This window comes from Bacillus cereus group sp. BfR-BA-01330 (assembly GCF_022663885.1).
Classification (GTDB): domain Bacteria; phylum Bacillota; class Bacilli; order Bacillales; family Bacillaceae_G; genus Bacillus_A; species Bacillus_A cereus.
The window spans coordinates 170,996-191,044 of sequence record NZ_JAKUGK010000010.1; the positions used below are offsets into that span (position 1 = coordinate 170,996).

Genomic DNA, 20,049 nt, shown 5'->3' on the forward strand with positions numbered 1-20,049 from the left:
AAACGCTTTACTCTTTCTTGTCATATTTTGTCGTATTAATTGTTAACTGCACAAATAGAAAAAAGCTATCTTCTACAAAAGATAGCTTTCATGATGCCGATGAAACCTTAAGCCCAATGACACCCAAAACAATAAAAAGAATACAAAATGCTTGAAATAAACTAATATGCTCTTTAAAAAAGTACACACTGATGATTGTAATAAGTAATGTTCCAACGCCAGACCAAATAGCATAAGCAATACTTAAATGAATCTTTTTCACAACGATGGCAAACACGCTGAAACAAATCCCATAAAACACGAAAATCAGTACACTTGGAACGAGCTTTGTTAAACCATTTGATAGTTTCATCGCAATTGTTCCAGCTACTTCAAAAATAATTGTAACAAGTAATAATAGCCAATATACCATACTAGAATCTCCTTCTCTGTTACCTTATAGAGATTCTAGTATACTACTTATAATCCCAATGAAATATATTTAATTTCTAAATATTCCTCGATGCCGAAATGGCCTCCTTCACGACCGATACCACTTTCTTTAAATCCACCAAATGGTGCTTGTGCAACTGATGGAAGACCATCGTTTAGACCGATAATACCGTACTCTAACGCTTCACTAATTTGGAATGCTTGGCTAATGTCTTTCGTGAAAATATACGCAGCTAAACCGTATGGTGTATTGTTTGCACGTTCGATTACTTCATCAACTGTTTTAAATTTCGCAACTGGTGCCACTGGCCCAAATGTTTCTTCATTCATACAAAGCATCGTATCATTTGCCAACCCAATTACAGTCGGTTGAATGAAATGTCCCTCTAACTCTGCGACCTTTTGACCACCATATAAAACTGTTCCACCTTTTTGAATAGCATCTTCAATATGTTCTTGTACTTTTGAAACTGCATTCTCATCAATAAGTGGCCCGACAGTCGTTCCGTCACCGAAACCGTCTCCTACTTTCAACTGCCCTACTGCCTTTTGGAACTTCTCTACAAATACTTCGTATACTTCTTCTTGAACGAATACTCGGTTTGTACATATACACGTTTGTCCTGCATTACGGAATTTCGAACCAATCACCGCTTCTACTGCTTTATCTAAATCTGCATCATTCATTACGATAAACGGAGCGTGTCCCCCTAACTCAAGCGAAACTTTTTTCATCGTTTGCGCCGCACTAGCCATTAACTCTTTCCCGATTTCCGTTGACCCTGTAAAGGACACTTTTCGAACGCGACCATCTTCCATCCATGTATCAGCAATTGCTTTTGCACTACCTGTTATGATATTGATTACGCCCTTTGGAATATCTGCTTCATGGGCTAATTCAGCTAATTTCAATGCAGTTAATGGCGTTTGACTTGCCGGTTTCACAACGGCTGTACAGCCTGCTGCAAGCGCTGGGGCTACCTTTCTCGTAATCATAGCAGCTGGGAAGTTCCAAGGTGTAATAGCTGCCATAACGCCAACTGGTTGCTTCATAACTAAAATGCGCTTATTCGGATGAGCAGCAGGAATCATTTCACCATATACGCGTTTCCCCTCTTCTGCATACCATTCAACAAAACTGTTTGCATAATTTACTTCACCAAGCGCTTCTGCAAACGGCTTCCCTTGTTCCTTCGTCATAATCGCTGCGATCTCTTCTTTATTTTCATCAATAAGCGTAAACCACTTTTTTAACTTCGTTGCACGATCTGCTGCCGTTAACTTAGACCACGTTTTAAAAGCTTCATGTGCAGCATCAACAGCTTGCTTTGCCTCTGTTACTCCGCCTTTTGGTACAGTTGCAAATATTTCCTTCGTCGCAGGATTATTTACTTCAATTTGTTCTTGTAGTGTAATCCACTCACCATTTATATACATCGCCTTTTTATCTATACTTACGAAAGTCGCCTTTTTATCCAATGTTTTCTTCCTCCTCTATGAACTTCTTAATTTTTCTAGTAGCAGCAGATTGACTAATTTGCAAAAACTCAGCCACTTTATAACTTGATCCATACGTTTTATACGCTTTAAGAATTATATTTCTCTCTACCTCTTCCAGCATTTTATAAAGGCTTTGCCCCGATTGTTCAACTGCAGCCTCTTGCATAGAGAGTGGCAAATCCTCTACCGTTACAACATCATCAACAGTAATAACAATTCTCTCAATTACATTCTCTATTTCTCTATTGTTCCCTTCCCACGGATATCCAACAAACATTTGTAACGTACTCGGCGCCAGTTTCACATCACGTCCGTACTTTTTATTAAAGTGCTGCAAGTAATGATAAATAAGCGGCAAAATATCTTCTGTTCTTTCCCTAAGCGGGGGAATTGCAATTGGAATGACATTCAAACGATAGTATAAATCTTTCCGAAATGTTCCTTGTTTCACCATCTCGCTTAAATCTCTATTTGTTGCCGCCACAATTCGAACATCTACTTTTTTTAATTCTCTTCCGCCTATAGGACGAAATGTTTTTTCTTGCAATACTTGCAAAAGCTTCGCTTGAATTTCAAGCGGCATTTCACCGATTTCATCTAAAAAAAGAGTTCCTTTATGCGCGGATTCTAATAGTCCCTTTTTCCCTTCACGATTCGCACCTGTAAAAGATCCACCTGAATATCCAAAAAGCTCCGATTCAATTAAATTAGTTGGTAATGCCGCACAATTAATTTCATAGAAACTTTCATGCTTACGGTGACTCACTTCATGTAAATGGCGTACTAATCGACTTTTTCCTACTCCAGTCTCGCCTAAAACGAGAACAGTACTATCCACTACAGATACTTTTTTGATTGTATCGACTATTTTTTGCATAGCTAGACTTTTAAAAATAAGTCCTTCATGCTCATATGTTTCTCTTAATTCTTTTTTATATGTTTTTAGCTGATTATCCATTTCCTCTACCTTTTGACGTAATTGATAGAGTTCAGTAAGGTCGCGAGAATAACTAATCACTCTTCTTAAATTTCCCTCATCATCAAAAACAGGCCTTGTACGAACGTGTAAATACTCTCCTGATTTTGTAGTTTGAACGAGTTCAATTGGCCTCTTTTTTTCAATCACTTCTAATGTCGCTGATGGATAAAAGATTCCATCCTTTTGTAGTTCTTTTACATGCTTACCAACTAACTCTTCTGCAGCTAGTTGGTAGTGCCTTTCACATGTACTATTTACACGTACAACGATCCCTTGCTCATCTGTAACAAAAATTTCGTCAAACGCATATTCAAATACATCTTTTAAATCCATTAACACTCGTTCCTTTTCTGCAACCATCCTAGCCACCCCTAACTTCAAATCCATCGATCCACTTCACTACCTTTATTATAAAGTGAATTTTCTGCATTTAATATAGAGTCAGCTAGAATGTTTGCTATTTATACTTCAGTTTTTAAACGCGAGCGATGTTTGTTTGCTCATAACAAGCTTGCAATGATTCTTCAATTATTGTTAAACCTTCTTCAAGTTGCTCATCTGTAATAACTAAAGGCATTAACACACGGATAACATTTCCATATGTCCCTGCTGATAATAACAGTAACCCACGCTTATTTGCTTCTGCACATAGATTAGCCGTTAACGTTTTGTCAGGTGCTTTCGTCTTACGATCTTGAACGACCTCAAATGCACACATTGCGCCTAACCCACGCACATCACCGATGCAATGATATTTATTTTTCATCTCTTCGAATCGATTCATTACGACTTTTCCTAATTCTATCGCTCTATCATTTAATTTCTCATTTTCTATTACATCGAGAACAGCTAATGCAGCCGCACATCCTAATGGACTTCCTGCATACGTTCCACCAAGTTCACCTGGTGCAGACTCATTCATAATTTCTTTACGTCCAATGACACCACTTATCGGTACACCAGCACCTAATGATTTAGACACTGTAATTAAATCTGGAACGACATCATAGTGATCAATTGCAAAATATTTTCCTGTACGACTAAAGCCTGTTTGTATTTCATCCGCTACAAATAAGATGCCGTTCTCTGAACAAATGCGGCGTACTTCTTGAACAAATTTCTTACTTGGGACGATAAATCCACCTTCCCCTTGAACAGGTTCCATTACAACAGCTGCAATTGTTTCTGGTGCTACTTCCGATATGAAGAAGTTCTTAAACTCTTCAATAATAAAATCATCATACTGCTCTTCCGTTAATCCCTCTGGGCGACGGTATTCGTATGGAAATGGCGCTTTATATACTTCTGGAGCAAAGGGACCAAACCCAAATTTATATGGCTTCACTTTACTTGTCATCGTCATTGTCATTAATGTACGCCCGTGGAAACCTTTAGAAAATGCGATAATACCAGGTCTCTTCGTATATTTACGAGCGATTTTCACCGCGTTCTCAACTGCTTCTGCACCACTATTTAAAAACAGGACTTGCTTATCGAAACTTCCTGGTGCCAATGCCGCAAGCTTTTCTGCTAATTCAATATATGGCTCATACATCATGACGTTAAATCCAGTATGAATGTATTGATCGACTTGTTTATGGAGCGCTTCTTTAACCGTTGGATGACAATGCCCTACGTTAATTGTCCCGATTGCTCCTGCAAAATCAATGTACTGATTGCCATCAACATCTGTTACAAGAGCACCATTGGCAGATTGTACAAACGTTGGGATGCCGTTACTTACTCCTTTTGGTACTATATTTTGACGGCGTTCTAATAAAGATGCCGCTTTCGGTCCTGGAATTTGTTCATTTACTTTAGCAAATTTTTTTGTGTTCATTGCGTACCCCATCCTTTTCTTTACATTGTTTTCTCTTTTTATTGCAAAATATATGCCAACTTTCTTTTCTAGCATTTATCCTATATTCTTTGTATCCAGGCATAAAAAATAAGTCTATAAAGACTCATTAAGAGTCTTTATAGACTTATTTTCCTTACACATTAGACTTTTCTTTCTCCCAGAAAAACTCACCCGATTGAGAAATAAACTCTCCAACAGAATCTAACACTAAATCAGCAAGTGGTTCTAATGTTGGACGGTCTCCTGTACCAGATAGCACCCCAATTGCATAGCAATCGCCATTTTTAGCTAAATGTAAATCAGTTGGCGTATCTCCAACAACCGCAACCTCACATGATTCTAAATTAAATTTCTCACAAAACACTTCTATAATCTTTTTATCTGGTTTTTGCGCAGGGAATGTATCCGAGGCTATAATATAATCAAAAAAGTTCTCCAACTTATATTGTTTTAAAAATAATTCTGTTGGTGCGAAATCATCCGCCGTGACAACCCCTAATATAAATCCTTTATCTTTTAATGCCTGTAACACTTTCGGTAAGTCTGCTGTCATTTTCATATGCGAACGATGCTCATACATAAGGGAAAATAACTTCTCACTTACCCACTGATGCATCTCTTCTTCTCTAGCAGACTCAATATAATTACAAAGCCCCTTCGCTACATCAAGGCTTGTTCCAGCAGCTATTGCACTCCTTGGATTAACAAATGCTCCCTCTACACCAATCTCTTCTAATAAGGTCTGCCGCATTGTACTTGGTAAATGATATAAACTTATACATTCAGCTACAAGTTCTTCAGCTACTTTTATCCATATTGAATGAAAATCCATTAATGTCCCATCTTTATCAAATAATATCGCCTTTACCTTCTCCATAGCACCCTACCTCTCATTTCTTATCTCTTCCAGTGTATCAATAAAGTATGGATGTAAAATAAAAGAATTGTAAAAATACCATAAAAATCAAACTAACTCCCAATTTACAATTCATTTTAACAAAGTAAAAAAGGATGCCTTTACAGGGCATCCTCTTGATGTTCAGGAACAAATAGTTCTAAACAATGATATATATTTTCGAATTCCATCGGTGCATCTCCACCATACTCACCATCTAAATTAATCATTAGTTTATCTGGTGAATGTACTTTAATTCGGTTCGCTTGTGTATATAACACTTTTGGATTATTAATATGTTCACCACGTTGTGCTTGTGTTGCTGCTTTAATTAAATCAGCGATAGAACCTTTTTTCAGTACTAATAGGTCAAATAACCCATCGTTAATAGATGCATACGGTGCTACCTTTTCAAATCCACCTACTGAACGAGTATTCGTAATTAAAAACATCGTAATTTCTTCTTGTAGTAACTTTCCATCATACTCAATTTCAACATATGTCGGATGCAATGATGGTAACATCTCGATACCTTTTAGGTAATAAGCAAGCTGCCCTAATACTGTCTTTAACTTACTCGGTACTTCGTATGTTAATTCTGTAATACGACCGCCACCAGCGATGTTAATAAAATATGTATCGTTCGCTCTACCAAGGTCTAATGGCACTGTTTTTCCTTCGCAAATAATATCTGCTGCCTCTTCAATAGAACGAGGTACACCAATTGCACGTGCAAAGTCATTTGTCGTTCCAACTGGAATAATTCCAAATTTCGGACGGAATTCATGCCCAACTAAACCGTTTACTACTTCATTTAACGTACCGTCGCCACCAGCCGCAATAACAACATCAAACTTACGATCCGCAGCTTGCCTCGCCGCCACAGTAGCGTCTCCAGGACCCGTTGTCGCATGACAAGATGTCTCATAGCCAGCTTGTTCTAATTTTTGTAATACTTCTGGTAAGCTCTTCTTAAATAGCTCACGCCCAGAAGTAGGATTATAAATAATTCTTGCTCGCTTCATCATTTATTAGCACAGGAAATTTCTTTATGTATCGAAAAAGAACATACTGAACTTCTGTTCAGTATTCCCATGCCTACCTCCTCTCATCTTGCTATCCTTCTTTTATCCCGCTCAAACAGGCAGTAAGAACCCGATTCGTGTAGTCCATCAAAAGTAAATATTCATTTCAATGGTTTTTTATTTGACTCCAAAATTTATCCCGCTATTTGCGGGCAGTAAATGCCCGATTGGTGAGGGCTAATAATCAGTGTTGGATGAACCTCTCACTGATTAAAGTTTCACTTTATTTCTATCCATTCTTCCATAAAAATTTACATATAACGAATAATAACTATCTATTATTTCATGAGATGAAAAAAAACCTCTATGTTTAGATTTATCATTATTCCCACCTTTTTGCAACTATCATACCATAGTTGCTATACAAACATTTTTCCACTTTTGACAGTTAATCAAACGTTTGTTTAAACGATTTTGTCTCATTTAAACAAACGTTTGATTAACCTAGAAAAACACCCATGTACGGGTGTTTTTCTGCTTAATCTTTAAAAGTTACTACTATTATCGCTTATTAATCTCTTCAAGTAAGATTTTGTTAACAAGCGGTGGATTTGCTTGTCCTTTTGTAGCTTTCATAATTTGACCAACTAAGAAGCCAATTGCACGGTCTTTACCGTTTTTAAAGTCTTCGATAGATTGCTCATTATTATCAAGAATTTCTGTTACAACTTTACGAAGTGTACCCTCGTCAGAAATTTGAACAAGACCTTTCGCTTTAACGATTTCTTCTGGGTCTCCACCTTTTTCAATTAATTCATTAAATACTTTCTTCGCGATTTTAGAAGAAATTGTACCTTTTTCAATTAATTGAACCATTTTAGATAAACCAGCAGGCGTTAATGCAACGTCTTTTAATTCTTTTTGTTGTTTGTTTAAGTATGCAAGTACTTCACCCATTAACCAGTTCGATGTTAATTTCGCATCAGCACCGTCTGCAACAGTTGCTTCAAAGAAATCAGACATCTCTTTCGTTAATGTTAACACGTGTGCATCATAAGCTGGTAAGCCTAGTTCTGCAACGTAGCGAGCTTTACGTGCATCTGGAAGTTCTGGAATAGAAGCTCGAACTGCTTCTTTCCACTCATCATCAATGTAAAGTTCAACTAAGTCTGGCTCCGGGAAGTAACGGTAATCGTCAGATCCTTCTTTCACACGCATTAAGATTGTTTTCTTCGTTGCTTCATCATAACGACGTGTTTCTTGTTGGATGATACCACCAGATAACAGTTCTTTTTCTTGGCGCACTTGCTCGTGCTCAAGACCTTTTTGTACGTAAGTGAATGAGTTTAAGTTTTTCAGTTCCGCTTTTGTACCGAACTTCTCTTGTCCAACTGGACGAAGAGAAATGTTCGCATCACAACGTAAGGAACCTTCTTCCATCTTACAATCAGATACACCAGTGTATTGAATGATTGATTTTAACTTCTCTAAGTATGCATATGCTTCTTCTGGCGTACGCATATCTGGCTCAGATACGATCTCGATTAAAGGCATACCTTGACGGTTGTAGTCTACTAATGAACCATCAGCTGTATGCGTTGATTTACCAGCATCTTCTTCTAAATGAAGACGTGTAATACCGATACGCTTCTTTTTACCGTCTACTTCGATTTCAATCCAACCATTTTCACCAATTGGCTTATCAAATTGAGAGATTTGGTAAGCTTTCGGGTTATCTGGATAGAAATAGTTTTTACGGTCAAACTTCGTTTCCGTTGCGATTTCACAGTTTAATGCCATTGCAGCTTTCATCGCAAAGTTAACTGCTTCTTTATTTAAAGTAGGAAGTACCCCTGGGTATCCTAAGTCAATTACACTTGTTTGTGTATTTGGCTCCGCTCCGAATTCTGTTGGACTCGCAGAGAAAATTTTCGAATTTGTTTTTAACTCAACGTGAACCTCTAAACCAATAATTGTTTCTAAATTCATCTATGCTCGCCTCCTTACAGACTTGCTTTTTTTGTATGATAGTCTGTTGCTTGCTCAAACGCATGTGCAACGCGGTAAATTGTCGCTTCATCGAAGTGTTTACCAATGATTTGTAGACCAAGTGGCATGTTGTTAGCACCGAATCCACATGGAACTGAAATCGCTGGAACACCCGCTAAGTTTACTGGGATTGTTAAAATGTCATTTGCATACATTGTCATTGGATCGTCAACTTTTTCTCCCACTTTAAATGCCGGAGTTGGTGTTGTTGGTCCAATAATAACATCATAGTTAGCAAATACATTTTCAAAGTCGTTCTTAATTAATGTACGTACTTGTTGTGCTTTTTTGTAATATGCATCATAGTAACCAGAGCTAAGAGCAAATGTACCAAGCATAATACGACGTTTAACTTCATCACCGAAACCTTCACTACGTGTGTTTTTGTAAAGATCTAATAAGTTATTTACATTATCAGAACGAACACCGTAACGCACGCCATCAAAGCGTGAAAGGTTAGCAGATGCTTCAGAAGAAGATAGTAAGTAATACGTTGCTAGAGCGTATTTAGAGTGTGGAAGAGATACTTCCTCCCAAGTTGCGCCCATACCTTCTAATACTTTTAAAGCAGCTAGTACTGACTCACGAGCTTCTTCGCCAACACCTTCGCCTAAGTATTCTTTCGGTACAGCAATGCGTAAACCTTTAACATCGCCTGTTAAACCAGCTAAATAGTTTCCAACTTCAACGTTTGCAGAAGTTGCATCCATGCGGTCAATACCTGAAATAGCTTGTAATAAGTATGCATTGTCTTCTACTGTACGTGTAATCGGTCCGATTTGGTCAAGTGAAGATGCGAATGCTACTAATCCGTAACGAGATACGCGTCCGTAAGTTGGTTTTAAACCTACAACACCGCAATATGCAGCTGGCTGACGGATAGAACCACCCGTATCAGAACCTAGAGAGAATAGTACTTCTCCTGCTGCTACAGCTGCTGCAGAACCACCACTAGATCCGCCTGGAACGTAATCTAAGTTCCATGGGTTTTTCGTAGCGTAGAATCCTGAGTTTTCATTTGAAGAACCCATTGCGAACTCGTCCATGTTTAATTTACCGATTGTAATTGTGTCAGCAGCTTTTAGCTTTTGCACAACTGTCGCATCATAAATTGGATCGAAGTTTGCTAATATTTTGCTTGCACAAGTTGTACGAAGACCGTTAGTTACAATGTTATCTTTTACACCAATTGGCATACCGAATAATAAACCATTATCTTCAGCGCCGATTTTTGCATCTAATTCTTTCGCTTTTGCGCGTGCATTTTCTTCATCTAATGTAAGAAAGGCTTTTACGTTATCTTCAACATCCGCAATACGTTTGTAAGATTCTTCTACTAAATCCGTAACGGAAATTTCTTTGTTGTTTAACTTCTTATGTAACTCTGATACTGAATGATCAAATAATGACATCGAAATTCCCCTCCTCTATTCTAATACTGCTGGAACACGGATTTGATTATCTTTGTGATCCGGTGCATTTTTTAATACTTCTTCGACTGGTAAACCTTTTTCTGGTACATCTTCACGCATAACATTTTTCATAGTTAATACATGAGTTGTTGGTTTTACATCTGTTGTATCTAATTCATTTAACTGTTCTGCAAATGTAACAATTGCATCTAGTTGTTTTTGAAATTTTTCTGCTTCTTGATCAGTAATTGCAAGACGTGCTAAATGTGCTACGTGCTTTACATTCTCAACGGAAATTCTTGACACGGCTAGGCCACCTCCATAATATATCGTTCAATCTACAATACTATTGATGATACCAAATTTTCAGTACTTCAAGCAAGTCAACACAGAGTACTTACGCCATTTTTACATAAAAAAAGAAAGGCAAATGCCTTTCTTTACAATTTACTCTTTATCTAACGGTTTATTTTTCGGAAATCTCTCGTTATCTTCTTCATTATCACGAATTGTTTTTTGTAATACAAAACAAGACATCGTTAAAAATAATGTTCCAATTAAATAGTATCCTTTTACACTAAGCGTTTCATCTAACGTATAAATCCCAATTAGCATACCTGAAAGCGCACAAACAAATGAAGTCCATGCTAAAAACGTGAACGCTTGCGTATTACGTCTTCTCATCGTTCTCCCCCTCGTTAGCTGTATACCCATTATAGATAAGTATATTTACCATGATGGATTTTTATGTAAATTCTAGTTTTATATTTATAAATCTATCATAAAAGAATACTATTTTAAAGAAAGTTTTCTGTCTAATCTGAAAAAATAATTAAAATCATTGACAATTTTTTCTATTCTACATAAAATAAAAATAAATATTACGAACCTCGAAATATACGGGAGTGGAATTAATTGTTGCAATATGAACATTTTTTAGACTTACTGCTAGATAACGCCAAGAAACTTTTCTATCCTGAAGAATGGGTAACCCTAGATTTAACACTTTCTAAAACAGAAGTATTTTGTTTACTTTGGATGGAACGAAATACAGATATTACAATGACGAAAATTGCTGACCTTCTTGATATACCGATGAGTACAACGACGGGCGTTGTAAATCGCCTTGTAAAAAAGGGATATATTGAGCGCTACCGTGATGAAAACGACCGACGTATTGTATTAATTCGGTTAACAGAAAACGGCGTAATGCTCGTTCAAGAAGTAAAACAAAATGCAGCCCACTACTTTAGCTTAGTGACAGAAGCATTGTCAGAAGAAGAAAAAGCATTCTTACTACAAATCTTCCAAAAGATTATGAATCACATTGCTACGTCACAGCAAAAAACAGAAGAAAAAGTTTCTACACCTAAAATGAAAAACATTCCGATTGAATAAAACCCTATCTGGGTTTTTATTCAATCATTTACTTCGACACTCGTAATATTCGATATTCGAAACAAAGGAGATATGAATGATGAGAATTATTTTGTATACAGGTAAAGGCGGCGTAGGAAAAACTAGCATTTCAGCAGCAACAGCAATTCAAAGCGCAAAACAAGGATTAAAAACTTTAGTCATGAGTACAGATCCCGCTCATAGTTTAGGAGATTCATTTGGTATAAAGCTATCTTCTGAGCCATTAGAAATTCGTGAAAATTTGTGGGCACAAGAAATTAATACGATTTATGAGATGGAAAAAGGATGGGGAAAATTACAGAAATATATTACACTACTCTTCACTTCCAAAGCAGCCGATGATATTACAACAGAAGAATTAACGATGTTTCCTGGTATGGAAGATTTAATTAGCTTACTTCGCGTACTCGATTATTATAAACAAAACACATATGATGTTATCATTATTGATTGTGCTCCAACAGGAGAAACATTAGCAATGCTAAGCTTTCCAGACATGCTCGGCTGGTGGATGGAAAAATTGTTTCCTATTAAAAGAAAAGTTTTAAAAGTCGTTCGTCCTGTAGCTCAACCACTCCTTGGTGTCCCTCTTCCAACCGATGATATTATGGACGAATTAACAAATACACTTGAACAGCTCGGAGAAATGAGAGATATTTTATCAAACCGAGAAGTAACAAGTATCCGCATCGTTGTAAATCCTGAAAAAATGGTCATTAAAGAAGCTCAGCGTAGCTTTACTTATTTAAATTTATACGATTATAACGTAGATGCCATTATGATTAATCGCGTCATCCCTAACACCGTCACCGATCCTTATTTTCAAGCATGGAAAGATACGCAAAAGAAATATAAAACATTAATTCAAAATAGTTTTGATCCACTTCCTATTTACGAAGCTCCAATGTTTGAACAAGAAGTTGTTGGTTTACCTATGTTAGAGCGTGTAGGAGATGCTTTATTTAAAACTGATCATTGTCCTACTGAAGTGAAATTTAACGGCCGCACACAATATGTAAGAAAAGATGGCGATGATTATATTTTCATTCTTTCTATTCCCTTCTCAAACAAAAGTGAACTTTCATTAAATCAAAAAGGTGATGAGCTAATTATTCGAGCTGGCTCTGTGAAACGAAATATTACATTGCCAAAAACGTTAACACACCTTTCTATTCAAGGGGCAAAATTTGAAGAAGATATACTAAACATTCGGTTTGGAGGTGTAGTGCATGCATGAGGAACTACTACGAAGGGTAATTCGTACAAAAGTAAAAGTCGGGATGCATATATTAGAAGAGCTACCTAATCCAATCCAGCAATCAGCTAAGCAAATATTAAATATTTTGCAAGAGGAGCTAGCTGCTTATCCGAAAGAACGAGATCATCATGAAGTTAATTTAAAAAATATCATAATTGAATAACTATCTCTGTATAGAGGGGCTTTTTTAGGCTTTCTATACTTTATTGGAGTGATGTAAGTTGATGAAAAAGCATTCCACTACTATACTCTGGATCATTCCCTTATTATTTTTCATTCATAACCTTGAAGAAGCTTTCCAAATGCCACAATATCTTGCTAATCAATTTTCAATCCGTCTTATAACTAGCCAACAATTTTTCATTGCCATTTCCGTATTAACAATCTTTGTATTACTTATCGTCTTTCTATATCAACTTAACTTCTTGTCTTCTATATGCTGGATTATTTTTATACAAGGGGCCATCTTCTTTAACTCTGTTCAACATATTATTTTGTTTTTCATTTATCGCTCCTATAACCCCGGCGTAATATCAGCATTTTTCATTACTCTCTTTTCTATTTTCTTTTTTTTATCCCAAAAACACTTAATTCATCAAAAGCAATTCGTAATTACACTCCTTTTCAGCTTATTTTCTTATCCCATTATAATTTGGATTACCTTACTGTTCGCTAGCTATTTTCATTCATAAAAAAAGACCAGGAAAACTCCTGGTCCATTACTCTACTTAACAAACATTGGATTCTACGTTATACAAAATTGGAAGGTACAGAATTAGGGTTTGTTTGTTAAGTTTATATGTTGAACGAACTAACAGCGGAGGGGTTCCTTCTGTTAGTCCATTAAACCCCATCATTATTTTACGATTTTTTCAAGCTCCTCAAGTGAAAGATCTACTGAAATTGAACCATCATTTGTTTCTTTCTTAATTGCATCTGTTACTTCTTTTGAATGGTATAATTCAATTACTTTTTTCAGTGTTGGATCATCTTTATCTTTCTTACGAGCTGCGAAAATATTAATATAAGGCTTCGCATTTTCATTCTTTGGATCTTCTAAGAAAATAGGATCCTTCGCTGGATCTAATCCAGCTTGACCAGCAACACCGTTATTAATAACTGATGCCGCTACATCTTTTAACACACGAGGTGTTTGCTGTGCGATAACCGGTGTAATTTTTAATTTCTTCGGATTTTCAGCAATACCACTTGAATCTCCAAATAGACCAAAATCCTTTTTCAGCTTTAATAATCCAGCTGCATCAAGAAGTTTTAATGCACGTGCTTGGTTGGTTGGATCGTTTGGAATTGCAATTTCTGAACCATCTGGGATTTCATTTGATTTCTTATATTTTTCAGAGTATAAACCCATTGGTGCAATTTGTGTTGTACCAACAGCTGTAATATCTAACTTATGTTCCTTTTTAAATTGCTCTAAGAAAGCAATATGCTGAAATGAGTTTAATTCAATATCTCCATCAGCTAAAGCTTTATTTGGAGTTGTATAATCAGAGAACTCCACCAGTTTAATCTTAATCCCTTCTTTTTCAGCTTTTTTCTTCAAAATTTCCCAAGCGTCTCCATCCGTTCCAGTTACACCGACGCGAACTACTTTTTCTTTCGCTCCTGCACCCGTGTCTCCACTTGAGCAGCCGCTTAATGCTGAGACTCCTACAATCGCTGATAATGCAAATGCTAAAATTTTCTTCATTCTCTTTTCCTCTCTTCCTTTTTATGATCTGCGTAACAAGACTTTCGCAAAGTAATTCCCTAAATTTTGAGCTATCTGTACGAGAATAATAAGTAACACGACCGTTACGAACATAACTGATGTATCAAAACGTTGATAACCATATGTCATTGCTAAATCACCAAGACCGCCACCACCGACAAGCCCAGCAACTGCAGAAAATTCAATTAAACCAACTGTCATAAATGTGACACCTAAGATTAATGGTGCTAACGCTTCTGGTACAAGGATTTCAAAAACAATTCTAATTGGCGAAGCGCCCATTGCTTGCGCTGCTTCAATTACTCCTTTCGGAACGGAAACAAGGTTTGTTTCAACCATTCTAGCAATACCAATTGATGCGACTAACGTCATCGGGAAAATTGCTGCTGCTGTTCCAATCGTCGTTCCGATAACACTTCTCGTTAGTGGACTTAACGCTACTAAAAAGATAATGAATGGTACCGGACGAATTGTATTAATTATGATGTTAAGAATAGAAAAGACCCATTTATTTTCTAAAAAGTTTCCTTTTCTCGTTACATATAAAAGTAAACCTAGCGGTATACCAAGAATTGTAGCAAATATAAGGGTTACAATTACCATTAAGAGGGTATCCCCCGTCGCATCTAGTATGCGCGGCCAAAATATACTCCAATCAACTCGCATGAGCTTCTACCTCCTTCAGCTGCACTTGCAGTCTTAGATGTTGTAATGCTTTTTGAATTTCCCTCTGCTCACCTTGCAACTCTACAAGAAGATTTCCAAATAGCACATTTTGAAGTTCAATAATATTTCCGTACAGTACATTTACATCGACGTTATAGTTTTTTGCGATATATGATAGTACCGGCTGTCCTGTCTCCTCACCAGTAAATGTTAGACGATAAATTTGACCACCATTTTGAATTTTCGCTAGAACACTTTCCGGTAAATGATCATTAATGACAGAACGTACAAAGTTTTGAGTCGTCTTTGTTTTTGGTTGCGTGAAAACATCAAACAGTTTTCCTTCTTCAATAACTTTTCCCTTCTCCATTACAGCTACACGGTGACAAATTTCTTTCACAACATGCATTTCATGTGTAATAAGAAGAATTGTTAAATTGTATTCTCTATTTACTTTCTTTAATAAGTTTAGAATTTCTGTCGTTGTTTCTGGATCTAAGGCTGATGTTGCCTCATCACATATAAGAATATCTGGCGATGTCGCAAGTGCTCTAGCAATGCCCACACGCTGCTTTTGTCCACCTGATAGCTGCTCTGGGTAATAGTTTACTTTATCTTCTAACCCTACAAACTTCAGCAATTCATTTACTCTTTCTTTTATCTCATTCTTTGGTACTTTCGCTAACTTTAATGGATAAGCAATATTTCCAAATACTGTTCTTGAATTAAATAAATTAAAACTTTGGAAAATCATTCCAATTCTTTGTCTCAGTTTACGTAATTCTTTCGTCGATAATGATGTAATATCTTTATCATCTATTGAAATCGTTCCTGCCGTCGGTCTCTCTAACATATTTACTAAGCGTAATAACGTACTCTTTCCAGCGCCACTAAAACCAATAATGCCAAAAATTTCGCCTTTCTCAACTGATAATGTTACATCCTCCACCGCATGAACAGATTGCCCAGCTGATTCATACACTTTACTTACATTGTTAAAAGAAATCATTTTTTCCCCTCCTATATGCTGTAAAAACTTGAAGTAGAGCTTTCGAGGTAAAATAAAAAGTGCTCTCCTTCTTATCAACCATAAAGATAAGAAGGAGAGCACTTATATGTACTCGTTCACATCTTCTCATCTTCCAAGCCTTTATATGGCTTGCTGGAGTTAGCACGGTATTAAAAAAACCCGTTGCTGAGGTATCGTAGGGCCAGTCCCTCCACCTCTCTGGATAAGAATGTATCGATTTAATTGTCGTTTAATTAATTCTCATTATAGAACTCAGAATAATAAGAGTCAATACATTTTTTAGAAAAATATTAATTATTCCTTTATTAAAATTTTCAGATGAAAATTCATGAGAAAATAGTAACTTTCAAGGTTATTTAAAATTCTTCTTCCTCATATTTTTAAACAGGAGAATCTTCTCTACGAATTGAATAAATTTATTTGAATATGAAACTCGGAGGAAGATAAATATATGAAAACAGCTCTTTTACTCATCGATATTCAAAACGATTATTTTCCAAATGGAAAGATGGAATTGCGTAATCCAGTAGAAGCAAGCGAATATGCTAATCAGTTATTACAACACTTTAGAACAAACAGCGAACCTATTTTTCATATCCAACACGTAGCTATAAAAGATGACGCTACTTTTTTCCTACCTAATACAGAAGGTGTACATATTCACGAAAGCGTACGTCCACTTAGAGAAGAAACAGTTATAGTCAAACATTATCCAAATAGCTTCCGAGAAACTAATCTTCTAGAGCAATTAAAACGTTTAAATATTGAACATGTCGTTGTATGTGGGATGATGACTCATATGTGTATCGATGCTACAGTAAGGGCTGCATTCGATTTTGGCTTTCAATGTACCGTTATACATGATGCTTGTGCTACAAAAGACCTGTCTTTTAAGAACGCTACTATACCAGCTGTTTACATTCACAATACAATTTTAGCTAGTTTAAATGGCGTATATGCAAATGTAATAAGCACGCAAGAATTTTTAGCTACATAAAAAAACACTCCTTTCAGTGAGCAAAACCGAAAGGAGTGTTCCTTGTCGAACCATAGATTTTCTTTCAAATTGTATTATACAGGAAATTCTCAAAATGAATACTAAAAAATATGACTAATAAGTCAACTTTTCTCATCATTTTATTTCTGTTCACATGTTTATCCCGCTATTAATAGGTTTTAGCTCATTCCCTTCGAACGATGGTAATATATAGGATTTCAATTTTAAAAGGAGCTCTTCACATTCTGTGAAGAGCTCCTCTACTATTTCTTATAAAGTTTCAGAAGTAGTTTTTGCTTGCATGTGAAGTGCTAAGTAATCAGGTCCACCAGCTTTAGAGTCTGTACCAGACATGTTAAAGCCACCGAATGGTTGGTAACCTACGATTGCACCAGTACATCCACGGTTGAAGTATAAGTTACCAACGTGGAAGTCTTCGCGTGCTTTTTCAATATGGTCACGGTTGTTAGTAATAACAGCACCTGTTAAACCGTATTCCGTATTATTTGCAATTGCAAGTGCATGATCGAAGTCTTTCGCTTTACAGAATGCTACTACTGGTCCGAAGATTTCTTCTTTCATTAAGCGAGCATCTTCTGCAACGTCAGCAACGATTGTTGGTTGGATGAACCAGCCTTTAGAATCGTCTCCTTCGCCACCTGCTAAGATTCTACCTTCTTCTTTACCAATTGCAACATAGCTCATTACTTTATCGAATGCAGCTTGGTCATTAACAGGACCCATGTTTGTACCTAATACTGCTGGGTTAGCAACTGTTAATTCTTTTGTTAATTCAACAGCACGATTTAATACATGATCATATACATCTTCATGGATTACTGCACGAGAACATGCAGAACATTTTTGTCCTGAGAATCCGAATGCTGATGCAACGATAGACTTAGCTGCTAATTCAAGATCTGCTTCTTTATCAACAACGATTGTATCTTTACCGCCCATTTCAGCGATAACGCGTTTTAACCAAATTTGTCCTGGGTTTACTTTCGCTGCACGCTCATAGATGCGGATACCTACATCACGAGATCCCGTGAAGCTTACGAAACGTGTACGAGGATGGTCTACTAAGTAGTCACCAACTTCAGAACCGTTACCTGGAACGAAGTTTACTACGCCAGCTGGTAAGCCAGCTTCTTCTAATACTTCCATAAATTTCGCTGCTACTACAGGAGTTGTACTAGCTGGTTTTAGTAATACTGTGTTACCAGAAACTAAAGCAGCTGTTGTCATACCTGCCATAATTGCGAATGGGAAGTTCCAAGGAGAAATGATAACACCTACTCCTAATGGAATGTAAGAGAAACGATTATATTCAATTGGACGGCTTTCTACTGGAATACCGTCTTTTAATTTTAACATTTGACGACCATAATATTCCATAAAGTCGATTGCTTCTGCTGTATCAGCATCTGCCTCATTCCATGGCTTACCTGCTTCTTTTACAAGAATAGCAGAGAATTCATGTTTTCTGCGACGAACGATTGCTGCAGCACGGAATAAAATGTCTGCACGCATTTCTGGCTTTGATTTTCTCCAAGTTTGGAATGTTTCATCCGCTACTTGCATTGCTTTTTCAGCTAACTCACGGCTTGCTTTTGAAACACGACCAACAAGTTCCTCTTTATTTGCAGGGTTTACAGAAACAATTTTGTCTTCTGTAGTGATTTTTTCTCCCCCAATAATTAATGGATAGTCTTGTCCAAGATAAGATTCTACTTTCTTTAAACCTTCTTCAAACGCTAATTTGTTAGCCTCCACTGAAAAATCTGTAAATGGCTCATGTTTGTATGCTACTACCATTTTTTTTAGCCTCCCCTTAGAAAAACGTTTACATTTTACAACATTATTCTACACGATAATTTAGATTTATTCAAATATTCCTAGACTTATATTTTAAAAATTAATAAATTTTTAAAATATAATAAAAAAAAGAGATTCATACATGCGTATGAATCTACAAAATATGAGTATATTCCAAAACATTTTTCCCGATCAATAATATAGTAACTAATAAAAATAAAGTCCTTACATATCCAACACCTTTTTGAACCGCAAACTTCGATCCAAAATAAGCACCTAAGATCATTGATAATCCCATGATAATACCGTATTCAAAATGAATTATATCTAAAAATAAAAAAGTAATTAAAGATACAATATTACTAACAAAGTTCAAAAGTTTTCCAGATGCTGCCGCTTGAATAAAATCCAAGCCAATTAATAAAAATGCAAAAATTAAAAACGACCCTGTCCCTGGTCCAAAAAATCCATCATAAAATCCTATCATTAAAATAGCAAAGAAAAATATTAATGTTTTTCTTTGCGTCATCTTCTTATAGGTAGACACACTTCCCCAATTCTTTTTTGCAATAATATAAATAGCAATAAATACCAACATTACAAGTACTAATGGGCGTAAAATATCCGGTGGAATAAATTTTACTACTAAAGCACCTGCAACAGCTCCAACAATAGTTAACGGGATTAACTTTCCTACAATTTTAAAATCAACTTTTCCTGATCGAATAAAATACATCGCACTCGTAAACGTCCCCATTGTTGCCGCTAATTTATTCGTTGCAATTGCCGAAGCTGGCGATAAGCCAACAAACATAAGCGCAGGAAGCGAAATTAACCCTCCTCCTCCAACAACGGAATCAATAAAAGCTGCTAAAAAACCGAATGCAATTAATAAAATAATGACTTGAAAACTTAATTCTTCCATGAGATTTACCCCTTACCCCTATTTTTTACAACATTTTAAATTATAACAAAA

At 36.3% G+C, this 20,049-nt stretch carries 19 protein-coding genes, 1 pseudogene and 1 riboswitch; of the genes and pseudogenes, 5 read left to right on the forward strand and 15 right to left on the reverse strand.

Annotation, left to right across the window (positions count from 1 at the left end; translation table 11 throughout):
* Nucleotides 1–88: 88 nt before the first annotated feature.
* From MR112_RS25420 to MR112_RS25465, 10 genes are all read right to left on the reverse strand, one after another.
* A complete protein-coding gene (locus MR112_RS25420; protein ID WP_000263262.1) occupies nucleotides 89–412 on the reverse strand; it encodes a DMT family transporter in 324 nt (107 codons plus the stop codon).
* A 47-nt stretch (nucleotides 413–459) separates the two neighbouring features.
* Nucleotides 460–1,911 carry an NADP-dependent succinate-semialdehyde dehydrogenase gene (gene gabD, locus MR112_RS25425; RefSeq protein ID WP_000358132.1) on the reverse strand — a complete coding sequence of 484 codons (1,452 nt, stop codon included), beginning with the start codon at nucleotides 1,909–1,911 and terminating at the stop codon, nucleotides 460–462.
* A complete protein-coding gene (locus tag MR112_RS25430; protein WP_000225136.1) occupies nucleotides 1,904–3,271 on the reverse strand; it encodes a sigma-54 interaction domain-containing protein in 1,368 nt (455 codons plus the stop codon). Before MR112_RS25430 ends, gabD begins: the two co-directional genes overlap by 8 nt.
* Before the next feature lie 115 nt (nucleotides 3,272–3,386).
* Nucleotides 3,387–4,751: a 4-aminobutyrate--2-oxoglutarate transaminase gene (gene gabT / locus MR112_RS25435; protein ID WP_001093019.1), complete on the reverse strand. Its 1,365-nt coding sequence runs from the start codon at nucleotides 4,749–4,751 to the stop codon at nucleotides 3,387–3,389.
* A gap of 154 nt (nucleotides 4,752–4,905) precedes the next feature.
* The gene (locus MR112_RS25440; protein ID WP_000416672.1) at nucleotides 4,906–5,649 is read right to left on the reverse strand and encodes an HAD family hydrolase; all 744 of its coding nucleotides are present in this window, start codon (nucleotides 5,647–5,649) and stop codon (nucleotides 4,906–4,908) included.
* A gap of 140 nt (nucleotides 5,650–5,789) precedes the next feature.
* Nucleotides 5,790–6,695 (reverse strand): diacylglycerol kinase, encoded by a 906-nt coding sequence (locus MR112_RS25445; RefSeq protein ID WP_000977679.1) that lies wholly within the window; start codon nucleotides 6,693–6,695, stop codon nucleotides 5,790–5,792.
* Nucleotides 6,696–7,253: 558 nt separating this feature from the next.
* Nucleotides 7,254–8,681, reverse strand: coding sequence for an Asp-tRNA(Asn)/Glu-tRNA(Gln) amidotransferase subunit GatB (gatB, locus tag MR112_RS25450; protein ID WP_001047685.1), 1,428 nt, complete (start codon nucleotides 8,679–8,681; stop codon nucleotides 7,254–7,256).
* Between the two features lie 14 nt (nucleotides 8,682–8,695).
* Entirely contained in the window at nucleotides 8,696–10,153 is a 1,458-nt protein-coding gene (gene gatA, locus MR112_RS25455; RefSeq protein ID WP_000051433.1) for an Asp-tRNA(Asn)/Glu-tRNA(Gln) amidotransferase subunit GatA, read from the reverse strand.
* Nucleotides 10,154–10,168: 15 nt separating this feature from the next.
* Nucleotides 10,169–10,459 (reverse strand): Asp-tRNA(Asn)/Glu-tRNA(Gln) amidotransferase subunit GatC, encoded by a 291-nt coding sequence (gatC, locus tag MR112_RS25460; RefSeq protein WP_000086999.1) that lies wholly within the window; start codon nucleotides 10,457–10,459, stop codon nucleotides 10,169–10,171.
* Between the two features lie 141 nt (nucleotides 10,460–10,600).
* Complete coding sequence (locus MR112_RS25465; RefSeq protein ID WP_001254393.1) at nucleotides 10,601–10,837, reverse strand: YiaA/YiaB family inner membrane protein; 237 nt, start codon at nucleotides 10,835–10,837, stop codon at nucleotides 10,601–10,603.
* A gap of 231 nt (nucleotides 10,838–11,068) precedes the next feature.
* Here MR112_RS25465 and MR112_RS25470 point away from each other — a divergent pair, with 231 nt between their 5' ends.
* The 4 genes from MR112_RS25470 (at nucleotide 11,069) to MR112_RS25485 (ending at nucleotide 13,522) form a co-directional block, all read left to right on the forward strand.
* The gene (locus MR112_RS25470) at nucleotides 11,069–11,551 is read left to right on the forward strand and encodes a MarR family winged helix-turn-helix transcriptional regulator (protein ID WP_086403555.1); all 483 of its coding nucleotides are present in this window, start codon (nucleotides 11,069–11,071) and stop codon (nucleotides 11,549–11,551) included.
* A 76-nt stretch (nucleotides 11,552–11,627) separates the two neighbouring features.
* Nucleotides 11,628–12,809: an ArsA family ATPase gene (locus MR112_RS25475; RefSeq protein ID WP_002182396.1), complete on the forward strand. Its 1,182-nt coding sequence runs from the start codon at nucleotides 11,628–11,630 to the stop codon at nucleotides 12,807–12,809.
* Nucleotides 12,802–12,993, forward strand: coding sequence for a DUF3926 domain-containing protein (locus tag MR112_RS25480; RefSeq protein ID WP_000544106.1), 192 nt, complete (start codon nucleotides 12,802–12,804; stop codon nucleotides 12,991–12,993). The genes MR112_RS25475 and MR112_RS25480 overlap by 8 nt, the downstream gene beginning before the upstream one ends.
* A gap of 61 nt (nucleotides 12,994–13,054) precedes the next feature.
* A complete protein-coding gene (locus tag MR112_RS25485; RefSeq protein WP_140158213.1) occupies nucleotides 13,055–13,522 on the forward strand; it encodes an HXXEE domain-containing protein in 468 nt (155 codons plus the stop codon).
* Between the two features lie 164 nt (nucleotides 13,523–13,686).
* On the opposite strand, the gene MR112_RS25490 is transcribed toward MR112_RS25485, so the two are convergent.
* From MR112_RS25490 to MR112_RS25500, 3 genes are read right to left on the reverse strand one after another with little or no spacing between them, the layout of a single operon-like run.
* The gene (locus MR112_RS25490; protein WP_242245616.1) at nucleotides 13,687–14,541 is read right to left on the reverse strand and encodes a MetQ/NlpA family ABC transporter substrate-binding protein; all 855 of its coding nucleotides are present in this window, start codon (nucleotides 14,539–14,541) and stop codon (nucleotides 13,687–13,689) included.
* A gap of 21 nt (nucleotides 14,542–14,562) precedes the next feature.
* Nucleotides 14,563–15,228: a methionine ABC transporter permease gene (locus MR112_RS25495; RefSeq protein WP_001261865.1), complete on the reverse strand. Its 666-nt coding sequence runs from the start codon at nucleotides 15,226–15,228 to the stop codon at nucleotides 14,563–14,565.
* Nucleotides 15,218–16,237: a methionine ABC transporter ATP-binding protein gene (locus MR112_RS25500; RefSeq protein ID WP_048567412.1), complete on the reverse strand. Its 1,020-nt coding sequence runs from the start codon at nucleotides 16,235–16,237 to the stop codon at nucleotides 15,218–15,220. The genes MR112_RS25495 and MR112_RS25500 overlap by 11 nt, the downstream gene beginning before the upstream one ends.
* A 123-nt stretch (nucleotides 16,238–16,360) precedes the next feature.
* Nucleotides 16,361–16,467: riboswitch (SAM riboswitch) on the reverse strand.
* Nucleotides 16,468–16,709: 242 nt separating this feature from the next.
* On the opposite strand from MR112_RS25500, the pseudogene MR112_RS25505 reads away from it, so the two are divergent.
* Nucleotides 16,710–17,275, forward strand: a pseudogene (locus MR112_RS25505) (cysteine hydrolase family protein).
* Between the two features lie 250 nt (nucleotides 17,276–17,525).
* Here MR112_RS25505 and pruA read toward each other — a convergent pair.
* A complete protein-coding gene (pruA, locus tag MR112_RS25510; protein ID WP_000259555.1) occupies nucleotides 17,526–19,073 on the reverse strand; it encodes an L-glutamate gamma-semialdehyde dehydrogenase in 1,548 nt (515 codons plus the stop codon).
* Between the two features lie 154 nt (nucleotides 19,074–19,227).
* A complete protein-coding gene (locus tag MR112_RS25515) occupies nucleotides 19,228–19,998 on the reverse strand; it encodes a TSUP family transporter (protein WP_000391974.1) in 771 nt (256 codons plus the stop codon).
* Nucleotides 19,999–20,049: the final 51 nt, after the last annotated feature.